The sequence below is a fragment of the Dysgonomonas sp. BGC7 genome (assembly GCF_001261735.1).
Taxonomy (GTDB): Bacteria; Bacteroidota; Bacteroidia; order Bacteroidales; family Dysgonomonadaceae; genus Dysgonomonas.
Window position 1 is genome coordinate 45,281 of the sequence record NZ_CVRP01000003.1, and the last position, 13,131, is coordinate 58,411.

10 protein-coding genes are annotated in these 13,131 nt (G+C 38.3%); 3 read left to right on the forward strand and 7 right to left on the reverse strand.

Annotated features, from left to right (window positions below; genetic code table 11):
- The first annotated feature begins 54 nt into the window (after positions 1-54).
- The gene (locus BGC7_RS01935; RefSeq protein WP_050699876.1) at positions 55-2,136 is read left to right on the forward strand and encodes a hypothetical protein; all 2,082 of its coding nucleotides are present in this window, start codon (positions 55-57) and stop codon (positions 2,134-2,136) included.
- Between the two features lie 52 nt (positions 2,137-2,188).
- Here BGC7_RS01935 and BGC7_RS01940 read toward each other — a convergent pair whose 3' ends face one another.
- Genes BGC7_RS01940 through BGC7_RS01965 form a run of 6 tightly spaced genes read right to left on the reverse strand, consistent with a single transcriptional unit; the run spans position 2,189 to position 8,970 of the window.
- On the reverse strand, positions 2,189-3,241 hold the full coding sequence (locus BGC7_RS01940; RefSeq protein WP_050699877.1) for a winged helix DNA-binding domain-containing protein: 1,053 nt from the start codon (positions 3,239-3,241) through the stop codon (positions 2,189-2,191).
- Positions 3,242-3,296: 55 nt separating this feature from the next.
- Positions 3,297-4,589, reverse strand: coding sequence for a bifunctional folylpolyglutamate synthase/dihydrofolate synthase (locus BGC7_RS01945; protein WP_050699878.1), 1,293 nt, complete (start codon positions 4,587-4,589; stop codon positions 3,297-3,299).
- 4 nt (positions 4,590-4,593) lie between these two features.
- Positions 4,594-5,238, reverse strand: a complete 645-nt coding sequence (locus tag BGC7_RS01950; RefSeq protein ID WP_050699879.1) for a chloramphenicol acetyltransferase — start codon at positions 5,236-5,238, stop codon at positions 4,594-4,596.
- 23 nt (positions 5,239-5,261) lie between these two features.
- Complete coding sequence (radA, locus tag BGC7_RS01955; RefSeq protein WP_050699880.1) at positions 5,262-6,629, reverse strand: DNA repair protein RadA; 1,368 nt, start codon at positions 6,627-6,629, stop codon at positions 5,262-5,264.
- Positions 6,617-8,452, reverse strand: a complete 1,836-nt coding sequence (locus tag BGC7_RS01960; protein ID WP_050699881.1) for a trypsin-like serine peptidase — start codon at positions 8,450-8,452, stop codon at positions 6,617-6,619. The genes radA and BGC7_RS01960 overlap by 13 nt, the downstream gene beginning before the upstream one ends.
- On the reverse strand, positions 8,449-8,970 hold the full coding sequence (locus tag BGC7_RS01965) for a shikimate kinase (protein WP_050699882.1): 522 nt from the start codon (positions 8,968-8,970) through the stop codon (positions 8,449-8,451). The genes BGC7_RS01960 and BGC7_RS01965 overlap by 4 nt, the downstream gene beginning before the upstream one ends.
- A gap of 175 nt (positions 8,971-9,145) precedes the next feature.
- On the opposite strand from BGC7_RS01965, the gene BGC7_RS01970 reads away from it, so the two are divergent.
- Complete coding sequence (locus tag BGC7_RS01970) at positions 9,146-9,526, forward strand: BlaI/MecI/CopY family transcriptional regulator (protein ID WP_050699883.1); 381 nt, start codon at positions 9,146-9,148, stop codon at positions 9,524-9,526.
- A 3-nt stretch (positions 9,527-9,529) separates the two neighbouring features.
- Entirely contained in the window at positions 9,530-11,050 is a 1,521-nt protein-coding gene (locus tag BGC7_RS01975; RefSeq protein ID WP_050699884.1) for a M56 family metallopeptidase, read from the forward strand.
- Positions 11,051-11,117: 67 nt separating this feature from the next.
- Here BGC7_RS01975 and BGC7_RS01980 read toward each other — a convergent pair whose 3' ends face one another.
- Positions 11,118-13,079 (reverse strand): FISUMP domain-containing protein, encoded by a 1,962-nt coding sequence (locus tag BGC7_RS01980; protein ID WP_082206424.1) that lies wholly within the window; start codon positions 13,077-13,079, stop codon positions 11,118-11,120.
- Positions 13,080-13,131: the final 52 nt, after the last annotated feature.

Consider the following 13,131-nt stretch of genomic DNA (forward strand, 5'->3'; position numbering starts at 1 on the left):
ATTAAATGTATCATAAACTTTATTGCAATATTAGAACTACTTAACTTTATAAAAATGAAAAAAAATTATTGTATCAAAACTACAATCTTTCTACTATTCCTCAACTTGATCCTAGCTTTGCCCATACAAGCACAAGTAACAATAGGAAATAATGAGAAACCTGAGAAATATTCTTTACTACAAATTAAAGACAAAGCGGCTGTAGAGGGAGAACAACCCGATGCTGCCACAGCTGTGACGGGAGGGTTGTTACTACCTCGTGTAGAGCTGGAGAAAAAAACAGAATTGCTTCCATTCGTAACACCAGAAGTTGTTGCTGCAAACGATGCAGAATATCAAAAAAAAAAACTACTACATACCGGACTGATCGTTTACAATCTTATAGAAAATCAGGAAGAAGATCTGTGCAGAGGTGTCAACCAATGGACAGGTAAAGAATGGGAATGTTTTCAGATAAAGAAAGGACAGGCAATATTTACAATAAATAACTGTAGCACCGATATTAAAGTATTTGGTGAATACGGAAATGGAGTTGCGCTCACAGGGAGCAATTATGTTGCCATAAAAGTAAATGTAGAAAAAATAGGAACATATTCTATTTCGGCTACTGTGACCGATTCGCAAAATGATAACGGCTATTTCTTTCTGGCATCGGGCGAATTTATGTCGCTTGGCGAGTATACTATTATATTGCTGGGCATGGGGACTCCTGCCAACTTTCAGACAGATGAGTTTACCGTTGCTATAAACGGAGTACGTCTGAACGGAGAAAATTCTCCTTGCACATTTAATATTCAGGTAAAAGATACTTCTATCAGGCCTAAATATACAATGAATTGTTCCCTTACTCAAGTACAGGGAGAATATTATGAAGAAAAGGTACTAGATGCCACAAACTATATTGAAGTAACACTCACAGTAGACCCAAGCTCTTTTACTGCACCATACGAGATAGAAACAAACGAAGTAGATGGTATAAAGTTTAAAGGAAGCGGAATACTTACTTCTTCGCCTCAGATAGTGAGACTATATGGAGAGGGAGTACCATTCGATCAGCGGGATAAGAAATTTTATATAAAAACAAATAGCGAATCCAGCACTGCCACTTGTATCGCAGAAGTATTTATTATTATACCTCCCAAAAGACTGATGGCGATAGGATATACTGCAACACGGTATGGCTATAACTGGGCACAAGTGGGAGGAACATCCAGTAATACGACTGTAGGTAAAATAACAAAATCGAACTGGATGATTACCGACCCTATGAATTTTGGACCACTAAAGACAAGTATTGTAAGATACAGCGGTTTTACCAATAAGGGAACTGCAGAGTTTGCTAATGGAATTGCAACTATAAATAACACTGATAACCTATACCTGAGGAGACAGGGGTATTATTCAGGAGCATCAATGAATACACAGTTCGAAAGAGATGTGTTAGGCTATAATGATATTAAGGGGATGGATATCGTAGTTATAGGATGGACAGAACAGGCGGGTTGGAATATGACTGATGCCCAAGCTGATGTTTTGAGACGATTCTGTCAACAAGGAGGTATTCTTCTCGTATTTAACGAGTCTACAGCTTTAAATACAACTTTGCTTAGAACCTTTTTCCAAAAGTCTGATATAACGACCGTATCCGGAGCAGCTAATCCTGCCGGATCTCTATATCGTTTTGCCAACAATCCTACTGACCCTGTGCTTAACGGGCCATTTGGAAATATATCAGGACTTTTATGGGGCGAAGATGCTTCAACGACTCGTTATGCGACAAACTTACCGCTCGAAGAAGTAGAACTATATTCTTCAAATAAAAACATATTATCATCAGCATCTGTCGAAGTGGAAAATGCGGCAACAGCCTTTCGGCATAGGGAGCTACCTTTCATATGGGTTGGTGATGGCGGGTTTACATCCGGATCAATCGATCTGATAGGTGTAACCAGTCTTACAATATGCCCTTTTTTGATAGGCGACAAAGTAATAAATGGTGTGACATACCAAAACTACCCTTTACCAAAAGTCTTTGGCTCATCGACAAACAAAGCGTACAATTCTGTTTTCGCAGCTAATGCCTTTGCTTGGTGTATCAAAAAAGCAGAAGAGCTCAAACGCTCACTTGGTAATTGATTATAATAGGATATAAATAAAAAGGCTGGAAATTCTTTTCCAGCCTTTTTATTTATACATAAGCAGCAAAATCTGCAATAGCTTTATCTAAGAGTTTTTTCATAGAACTACTCTGCTCCGAGAAGCATGCCACTTCGCTTACTATTTTATTCTTTTTCACCACCCGATTCCATATACCTATTATTTCTCCATTGTAGAAAACGGCAGGCTTAAAAACTCCATTACTTACTATTACTTTCTTGTGATGCTCTTTTGCTACTATTTCTTTACGATCCTTGTAGCTAACAAAGAGTTCGTCGAAGGCAGGCATAAGATGTATTATATCCTCATCGAAAACATGAGGTAAAGAAGAATTATGAAATATGTATATCTGATCATTCACCGGTTCGAAGATAAATTCTGAACGAATTAGTTCAAGACTTCTTTTTGCATCCGAAGTTGTGAGCCCCGACCACCAGATAAAGTCTTGTAAAGTTGCAGGGCCATGACTGCCGAAATATTTATTTGCCAACCTGTATAGAGCTTCGTCTTTCGACAGAGACTCTTTTTGCGGAGCTATTTCTTCCAAAAGCCGGTAGGTCTGTTTCTTTTCTTTTACTATACCACTGCATACAATACCATCAAGTTCGGCATGATACATAATATGGTTGAGATGGTGAGTATCTACATCTATATTATGCTCCTTAAGCCTGACACCAAGTTCTTGACGGGTAAGGTTAGATTCTTTTTCGAGGATTTTACTTATCAGTAAATTTGTTTTCACTACAATTTCATCTGTAAGCCCTGTGTACTTGTCGTAGGAGCGAACCGCTATTTTCACTCTCGGGGTACTCAATCCCATTATCCAACGTATATCGTCGCGGGAAACGAAATGCCATGTAGGCCTCATTATATGGGTTCTTATGATGTCTCCTTTGTTTACAGCCTCTTCCACTTGCAGGTCTTTTATTCCGGGAATACGTACTCCTATAGCCCATTTAGCCATATTGAAATCCTGAGCCTGCATAGCTCCCATATATGATACAATGTCTTTAGGAGTAGTAAACCTTGTAGATATTAACTGTTGATTTGCAAGACGAAGTGTAAGCAATGTAGCTTTGTCCATAATTAGATAAAAGAAAGTGGTTAATTAGTATCTGAGACCTTCGTACTATCAGATTTTATTTATAATCGAGAGCAATCAGAGCATCGGCTACTACAAAATTACTACCTCCTATAAAAATAAAATCGTTAGGCGCAGCCCAGTCTTTTGCAGCCTTCACTGCTTCGGCAACAGTAGGATAAGAGTATCCCATGAGTCCGTTTTTCTGCCCTAGTCTTTGCAACTCCCTCTCATTTATAGCACGGGGAATGGATGCTCTCGAAAAATAGTAAATAGCCTTCTTGGGAAGCATAGACAAAACGGACGATATATCTTTATCATTCACCATACCCAAAACAATGTGAAGTGTATTATACTTTTCTGCTGCAAGCTGCTCTACAATATATTTTATACCTGCTACATTGTGCCCTGTATCGCAAACTATTTTAGGGCTTATCTCCTGTATAATCTGCCAACGTCCCATCAGTCCTGTTAGTTCCGTAACATAAGCAAAACCACTATAAACAGCTTTGGATGGTATAATATAGCCTAATTGCTGTAATTGGTGTATGGCACATAATACGGTTGCTGCATTTTTTATCTGGGCATACCCTGATAACTGATCTTTGAGGTGCGAATAGTACTTAGTATCGAGTAGCCATCCACTGGCTGTTTTTAGTTTCGATGATATAATTTTTTCGTCTTCGGCAAATATAATGGGTGCCCCTACTCTACTTGCCGTATCTTCAAATACCTGTCTTACTTCACCTTCGGCTTCTCCTATTACGGTCGGTATTCCGGTCTTTATTATTCCGGCTTTCTCTCCTGCTATTTTTTCCAGTGTATTTCCTAGAAACTGAACATGATCTAAGCTGATATTTGTAATAATACTTAGGTCGGGCGTAATAATATTGGTACTATCCAGGCGTCCGCCAAGACCAACTTCGATCACTGCTACATCGACATCCATATCGGCGAAATACTGAAAAGCCATAGTCATGGTCAATTCAAAAAATGAGGGGTGTATGGGTTCGAAAGTATCTTTATGATTGGCTACAAAACCGACAACATAATCCTGAGATATTTTCTCTCCGTTGATGCGTATACGTTCTCTGAAATCGATAAGATGGGGAGATGTATAAAGTCCGACCTTGTAACCGGCTTCTTGTAATATGGCTGCTGTAAGATGCGAAACAGAGCCCTTTCCGTTAGTGCCCGCCACATGTATTGTCTTATATTTTCGGTGCGGATGACCAAAGTAGTTATCTAATGCCAAACTATTGTCCAACCCTTCTTTATATGCCGATCCACCTACTTTCTGATATACAGGTAGCTGGTTGAATAAGTATTCTATTGTTTCCTGATAAGTCATTACTTTAATTTTCTATTTCGCATGAGTAAATGAAACTTTGCAGTTCGTCTATAAACTTTGCAACATGCAGCCCATCCATCAGAGCATGATTGACGGTTATCGACACAGGCAGCATTATTTTATGCTCGTAATTGAAATATTTACCAGTCGATATTTTAGGTATTCCCCTATTATTGCCAAAAGACATTGCATGTTTCATGTCTGTAAACTGAATAAAAGGTACAGGAGAATAATGAATTACATCGGCACGGTCGGTATCGGGAGTTACTCCTATGCCCGATGTCGATTTCACCTTCGCTATAGCTTCGGTTCCATTGCCGACAAATATATCTAAATCGTGATTATATTCAAAGAAAGAAAAGCTGAATGTGCCATCGGCTCTGCCTATTGTAGATGTAGGATGAATTACATCATAGCAAACGACAGACTCATCTTCTATTCTGTAACGAAACTCTTCCACACTATTCACTGCTTGCATTATTTTGTACAGAGAATACAGAAAGAACGACGCATTGTTTTGTTTTGCCAGTTTATAGACATTCGAAAAGTCAATATTCACAGTCACACCGAAAAACGGATCGTCCAACGTCCTGAAAAGACTATAATGCTCTTTTCTGTTCCACGATTCTATATCTATTGTTCTTTTCATTTCTATATATCTGTTAAAAATAATTATCCGAAAAGCTGCCTGAATGCCTCTTCTACTTTTCGCACCTGTACTATTTCGATATTAACCTTCGAGGTAAAGCCCTTCAGATTGTTCTGAGGAACAAGTATTTTTGAAAAGCCAAGCTTTTCAGCCTCCAGAATACGCTGTTCTATTCTATTTACAGGACGTATCTCGCCCGACAAACCCACTTCTCCGGTCATACATACATGTTTCTCGATAGAAATATCGAGGCTTGACGACAGCACAGCACTTATTACAGCCAAGTCCATTGCCGGATCGTTTACTTTAAGTCCTCCTGCAATATTGAGAAATACATCTTTTTGTATAAGCTTAAATCCTGCACGCTTTTCGAGTACTGCCAGCAACATATTCATACGGCGAAGGTCGAAACCTGTCGCAGAGCGTTGCGGTGTGCCATAAGCGGCTGTACTCACAAGAGCCTGCGTTTCTATAAGGAACGGACGAACCCCTTCTATAGCAGCAGCAATAGAAACACCACTAAGTCCTTCGTGGTTTTGGGTAAGAAGCAGTTCGGACGGGTTACTTACTTCACGCAGTCCATTCTGACGCATTTCGTAAATACCAAGTTCGGCCGTACTACCAAAGCGATTTTTTATACTTCGCAATATACGATACATGTAGTGCTGATCTCCTTCGAACTGTAGCACTGTATCTACTATATGCTCCAACACTTTAGGACCGGCTATACTTCCTTCCTTATTGATGTGCCCGATAAGGACTACAGGTGTGTTTGTCTCTTTTGCAAATTTGAGTATCGCCGCCGAACATTCACGCACCTGCGATACACTTCCCGGTGAAGATTCCACCACATCGGTAAAGATGGTCTGAATAGAATCTATAATAACAAATTCGGGCTTTAGATTTTGTATGTGAACGAATATCTGCTCCAGATTTGTTTCGCAAACTATAAAGCAATTCTCACTATTAGAGTTTATGCGGTCGGCTCTCAACTTTAGTTGACGGGCACTTTCTTCTCCCGATATATATAGCGTTTTCAAGCTGTTAAGCCCAAGTACAGTTTGTAGAATAAGAGTAGATTTTCCGATACCGGGCTCTCCTCCGATGAGAACCAATGAACCTGGCACCAACCCACCTCCCAAAACACGGTTAAACTCAGCATCGTGTAAGTTGATACGAGGTTCCTCAGCAGTTTCTACATCTTTGAGAAGCAAAGGTTTTGCCTTCGATGTTTCGAACGGATGCAAACCACCTTTGGCAGGAGACTTATCTTTACTTATTATTTCCTCTACATATGTATTCCATTCGCCGCAAACAGGGCACTTACCCAACCACTTGGGAGAATCGTTGCCACAGTTGCTGCAAACATATACTGATTTTAATTTCGCCATAATATTTTTTCTGTTCTCGAAACGCCCTTCTTTGTTTTTATCTGCACAATGTAAACCCCGCTTTTGAAATATTCCATACCTACGGAATAGGTCTTTAGGTTTACATTCTTCTCGTTGCGTAGAACATCTGCATCTAAATTAATCAATCTTATCTGATCTATAGCGTCTTCTTCATTATAAGCTGTTACAACAAGATTTTTCCCCACCAGATCCATTACTATATCTACCGGCTGAGTCACTACCGTTACATAGATATCTATAGATTTATCTTTACTATCGGTTACGGTTATTGTAGCGTTTCCTTTTCCTGTCGCTGTTATCGTTATCAGGTTGTTGGCTACACTTGCCTGAATAATAGACAAATCTGAAGAAGATACAATATAACTACCTTCGTCACCTATAATTCTCACCGAAGTTGTTGTATTAGGCATCATGGATATTCTGGTCTTTTCCAATCCGAAACTATACAATCCTTCAAGCTTTTTAGCGCCTGTATTTGAAGGATCCAAATAGGTTTTCAGATGAGTATCTACTCCGGTAAATTCAGGAGCTCCCGTATATTTATCCCAATTATAGTAAAATCCGCCATAAGAATCGACTTTATTTTTATCGGCAGAATTACACAAAAAATTCTCTCCACCAGTAAGAGTTCCTACAATCAGCCCATTGTTGTTGAATAACGGAGCACCTGACGAACCACCTTCTGTGACTCCATCGGTATATTTTATATCCCAATAGCAATATGCAGCCCCGCCTTTCCAGTTTGTCTTTGTTGGAGAATCTTTGTACAGCGATATTTTTTTCACATCGCCCAATGGATGATGTATTACTGTTCCATTCTTTATGTTCGCAGAATTGTCCTCAACGTCCCACCCGTTGAAGTAAACATCCCAATCGTCGGGTATAGATTCGGACAACTCCAATAATGCACCATCTCCACCCTTGCCAATCGGATTGAGAACTTTGACATCCGAACCTTTTAGAAATTTGTACTCGGGTGCTTTCTCTGTATTTTCGCAAGATGGGGTTTCGTACCCGAAATAGAAGTATGTATTATTCTTTATCTGTTCGGGCGTCATATTTTCTACACAATGGTATGCAGTAAGCACATAAGGTTTTTTATCATTACTTGTATTATTGATAAGAGTACCCGAGCATAAATAAAAAGTATTTGCTTTTTTCAGTCTTATCTGAACCACACCTTTTTTTTGCTTCTGCCACAATTCGCCTTCGGTACAGTTTACATTTATCATACAGCTACCCGATTCTTCGTACTCGTGGAGAACTTCCGAGTATTTATAGCCTATGTACGACAATGTAAATTTAGGTTTTTCGCCATCCTCTCCCGACACATATTCCAAGACAACATTGTCTCCCTTAAGCCCGTCTATAGAATAAGCACCTCCACGGGGATTATCCTTGTGACTAAACACAACTGCATCTTTCAGCTCATTCTTATTATAAACATATAATTGTGCATCTTCGGGAAGGTAAAATTCATCGAAGTTCACAAAAAAGGCTTTTGCATCGGGTACATCTATTACCAGCTTCCATACATTTTCCGAAGAAGGAAGCTTTGTCCATGTACCAACAGTATCGGCGTTTATGTTCAAAGCATATGCCTTTGCCTCTTTTAATGCCCTACCCTGTTTTCGGCCGACAATATCTGCAACAGTATATTTTGTCTGTTTGGTATCTACAATAAGCGATATTTGTGATTTATCTTTATTCAGTGTGTATTGCGCCGTTTGAGACATCGCAGGAGCAACAGCAAACAGTGATACCGCTAAAAGATATAAATATGTAAACAGTTGCTTTTTCATAATACATTTATCAATTGCTTAATATAGCGATCTATATCATCTCTGTTTATTAACTCTTCTGTTTCGAATATTACACCTGCCTGCGAATAGAAAGGCTCTCTTTTATCGAGGCTCTCTAATATGAAAGCGTATAATTCCTCTTCATTCTTATCTCTTATAAGAGGACGCTTCTCCTTACATGTATTCAGTCTTGCCGATAAGGCCTCAGGCGTGGCTTTGAGGTATATGGTGGTTCCTGTACTATTCATATAAGCCATATTGTCGAAAAAGCAAGGAGTACCTCCTCCTGTAGAAATAACGACATCTTCAAATTCACCTACTTCTTTCAGCATATTACTTTCTATATTACGAAACTCATTCTCGCCCAGCTCACTGAATAACTGGCTTACTGTTTTCTGGAATCTCGTTTGTATAAAGTGGTCAAGGTCGATAAAATCAAGATTCAACTCTTTCGCAAGTTCTCGTCCGGCGGTAGTTTTTCCGGCTCCCATATATCCAATCAGAAATATTCTTTTCATTCTATAGCATCCGTCTTTGCATTTATACAAAAATAGAAATAAAATATATAAGGTCGATTATAGCCTGCAATATAATTACTTCTATTTTTAGATTTATTGTCTAAAAACATAGACAACAAATTTTGTCGTCTAGTTTTTTAGACATACATTTGCTGTGTACTAAATATTAAAAGATATGCAATTGACAAAAGCCGAAGAACAAATAATGCACATATTGTGGGATATAGAAAAAGGTTCGGTACAAGATATTCTGAAAGAGTTTAAAGATTCTAAACCAGCCAGAACCACCATTGCCACAGTGCTCGGAATTCTCGAAAACAAAGGATTTGTTGCTCACAGCAATGAAGGACGTGTAAACATTTATACTCCATTGATGGCTAAAGATGAGTATTCGAAGAAGCAACTCTTTGGTTTTATGAAGAATTACTTTGATGGTTCTTTTTCTTCCATGGTTTCTTTTTTTGCCAAAGAGTCGAATATGAGCATAGAGGAAATGGATAAAATAATGGAAGAGACAAGAAAAGCTCTTGAAAAAGAAAACGACCTAAATAAATAAGGCATGGAAGAATTTATGACCTATCTCGTAAAAGTAGGAGTATCTCTGGGAGTATTTCTATTTATTTACTTCTTGTTTTTTCGTTCAGCCACATTTTTCCGGTTCAATCGAATCTTTCTTCTAGCCGGAATTGTATTTTCTTTTGTAGTTCCCACTATCAAAAACTCATATAATGTTTTAATAACCATTCCGCAAATTCAATTTATTGAAGATAGTAATATTGTGGAAGAAGCATATAAAGATCAGTCGTCAGCAATAAATATCTGGAGTATTTTGTTCATTATCTATGTCACAGGTATCGTACTTTTGCTGATGAAAAACATAAAGATGTATCATAAAATATATAAGCTTGCCCGCAAAGGGAAAAAGAGTATAGAAAACGATACAAGAATAATTGAAAACAAGTCTGTAACATCTCCTTTTACATTCTTCAATTATGTATTCATAAACTCAGATAAGCTAAACGACACAGAAAGAAATTTGATATTAAAGCATGAAATTACTCATATAAATCAAAAACACTGGATAGATCTTTTGTGCGGAGAATGCATGCTCCTGCTGCAATGGTTCAATCCGTTAGTTTGGGTTTACATACACTTTTTAAAAGAGAATCACGAGTTTTTGGCAGACAAGTCGGTGATAGATTCCGGAACTTCACCCGCTTTGTATCAAGCTGTATTACTCAATCAAGAATTTCAAATTCCTGTATTTAAATTCTCCAGTTCGTTCAATTATTTAAAACCACTTAATCGACTAAACATGATGAAAAAAGAAAAGAGTGCATCGTGGAAAAGAATATCCGCATTGCTTATTGTTCCGGCATTTGGAGTTTTATTGTGGGCTTCGGCCGAACCCAACTATGTTTATATTACAGAGGAGACAGAGAAAGAATACGTTGTGCAAGATACTGTACCTCTCAACGGCAAACCTATAAATATAACAGTAAACAGGACTTCATTCAACAATGATTCTCTCAAGGTCGTTATTGTAGGAAATAAATCGGATGAAAATAAATCCGATAAGAAAACACTCATAATACAGGTTGCCAATGATACTGCGCAAAGAGAAAAAATAACGAGCAGTAATATGAACTTTATGAAAGATCTATTAATTATTTTGGATGGACAAAGAACTGATAAGTTTAACATTCAAGATATTGCCCCCGAAAGTATAGATAATATTAGTGTACTGAAAGATAAATCTGCAACAGATATTTATGGCGAAGAAGGAAAGAACGGGGTTGTTATAATTCAGACCAAAGAATACATAAGAAATAATCCTGATAAGAAACTGAAAAGGCTGGATTTTAACATCAAAGTAAATAATGCAAAAGAGCTCTCTAATAATTTAAAGAATCCTCTACTTATAATTGATGGCAAAGAAGAACTAGCTACAAGCATAGATCTGATAAAGATAGATCCTAACTCAATAGAATCTATTAAAGTATATAAAGGAGAAGAAGCCATAGAGGAATATGGAGAAAAAGGGAAAAACGGAGTAATAGTAGTCACATCGAAAAAATAAAAAGAATAAAGAAGGGGTTTGAATAAATCCCTTCTCTATTTTAACTTGCTATTTATATCTGAATATATTAATTTTTCTTGCAACGAACTGATAAATAAGCATTACGACCATAACCATAATTTGCTATACCCGGATCATCATTATAAAAAACTCTATCGTAGGCGCTATATGGCTCCGCATTGGCAGAACTGCTGGTCCAATAAACTCCGGCCTGTCGTTGTTCCGATATTACTTCATTTACCACATATCCGCAAAATAATATATTAAAGCCACCTTCATCGAGCCTTCTGGATACACCTTGTGCCCCATCTACGAACTCTTCGCATGTGTTTACCATTGCGGCTCCATGATGCCCTCTGTACCCTTCAGTAAAGAAATAGCTGAGTAGGTCGGTAGGCTTAGTATATATATCTTTAGACACCAATGCGTATTTTGTTGTATTTTTTATTATTTCATTTTCCAGCATTGTCCATTCCCTATCGCTGGGCAAATGCCATCCGTTGGGACAGATACCCTGTATGGGAGAAGAAGCAAGCCCTCTCTCGTCGGTGTGAATATTATTTTTGACTGTTGCTGTTGCCGCAGCAAAATTATATAGAAAACCCATATCGGGATTAGTATTATAATACAACGGACTGGTAGGATCTCCTCCATCCACATTTGGATAAGCCCAATAGGGATTGTAATAGCTCTTTATATAAGTCGGGTTTCCTAAAGCAGCAGAAGATATATTCGAATCATACTGTTTAGCACCCAAATTTGTAGTCATCCATCGTCCGGCATCACCAAAATCGGCTGATACAAATTCATTGTATACTCCATTCTTAGCCAGATGACGTACAACTTTTGTTCCCCAGATATTTGCACCCGAAGTAACATCAGGTGTGGCTGTTTCTGTTATCTTACTTGCATCCTGACTACCTTGACACTGAACCACCCTAACCTCAACATCCAACGCTTTATTATCCGGATCGGCAAATTTGATTGTCGCATATTTGTAACGGTTACCGGGACTACCCTCTGCACCCAATAGCAAAAAAGGCGAAGATACTTTTTCGTTATTAGACAGTACTGCACCATTCTCTGTTTGTGTATAAGAGGTCAATATATTACTCAGACTACCTTCTGTAACACTAGCCTTTGCTTGCCAAAGACTATTGCTGTTAACTGTTAATGTCTTTGATACATCCCCTTCTTTTATTGTTATAAGTGATACCGGATATTGGTTCTTCTTATCTTTTATATCTATTATATAATTGGTCTGATTCAATTTTACTTCTTTGAAAGACCCGCTACCGCACGAATTGGCAGGTAGATAAATTGTTATTGAAGACTCTTTTGTTTTCCACGGAATGGAAAGAATCTCTCCACTTGTAAAAGCATTGGCTGTTACAGATAACTCAGCCGAGCCCGAATCCCATTCTTTAGGATTGTCCGGTACAATCTGTAGTTGACTCAACCCTCCACCTATGCCCGATATGGGACCCGACCATGTAGCTTTGTCGGAAGAGGTAAAACCAAATGAGGCAACCACAGGAGCGAATGCACGCTTATCCGTACCACTAGGTATATGCAACACATTGGGCAAAGATTGTAGAGACGCCGATGGAGTAGCAATAGGTAGCGATGTGTTTATCCCTCTCCAGTCCTCACCTGTCCATATGTATACGCCTTTGCCGAAAGGGGCGCATTCATTCATATTGAAGACTATTAAGCCTTTATGCCAAACATCCTGATTGTTTTTTTTAGCTTCTGTATCGTACTCTTGCACAGGAGTACCTTCAGTTCCTAACTCTTCAAACATAGGGTACAAATTATTCAGGCTGCTCAGGTTGACCCGGGGCAACAACAAGCCTCGCTTCGAATTTGAATTATCTACAAGACTACTACCTTCTTTCAGATCAAGCAACGCTCCCGATGTAGGAGGTATATTTGAACCAATTGTTACTTGTGAATAGGAAAAGGTAGGAATAGCAAACAAAAAAAAGAAGATACAAAGTATCAATAAGAAAAGTAAATGCAATTTCATCTCAATCTCTAAAATTAAAAAGTTTGTAAGTTGTAGTTTTTATTATACGCTG

Coding starts and splice junctions, on each gene's coding strand:
- BGC7_RS01950 (WP_050699879.1), bottom strand. CDS start 5,238: ATGAAAAGAACAATAGATATAGAATCGTGGAACAGAAAAGAGCATTAT.
- BGC7_RS01945 (WP_050699878.1), bottom strand. CDS start 4,589: ATGACTTATCAGGAAACAATAGAATACTTATTCAACCAGCTACCTGTA.
- BGC7_RS01935 (WP_050699876.1), top strand. CDS start 55: ATGAAAAAAAATTATTGTATCAAAACTACAATCTTTCTACTATTCCTC.
- BGC7_RS01960 (WP_050699881.1), bottom strand. CDS start 8,452: ATGAAAAAGCAACTGTTTACATATTTATATCTTTTAGCGGTATCACTG.
- BGC7_RS01980 (WP_082206424.1), bottom strand. CDS start 13,079: ATGAAATTGCATTTACTTTTCTTATTGATACTTTGTATCTTCTTTTTT.
- BGC7_RS01940 (WP_050699877.1), bottom strand. CDS start 3,241: ATGGACAAAGCTACATTGCTTACACTTCGTCTTGCAAATCAACAGTTA.
- BGC7_RS01970 (WP_050699883.1), top strand. CDS start 9,146: ATGCAATTGACAAAAGCCGAAGAACAAATAATGCACATATTGTGGGAT.
- radA (WP_050699880.1), bottom strand. CDS start 6,629: ATGGCGAAATTAAAATCAGTATATGTTTGCAGCAACTGTGGCAACGAT.
- BGC7_RS01975 (WP_050699884.1), top strand. CDS start 9,530: ATGGAAGAATTTATGACCTATCTCGTAAAAGTAGGAGTATCTCTGGGA.
- BGC7_RS01965 (WP_050699882.1), bottom strand. CDS start 8,970: ATGAAAAGAATATTTCTGATTGGATATATGGGAGCCGGAAAAACTACC.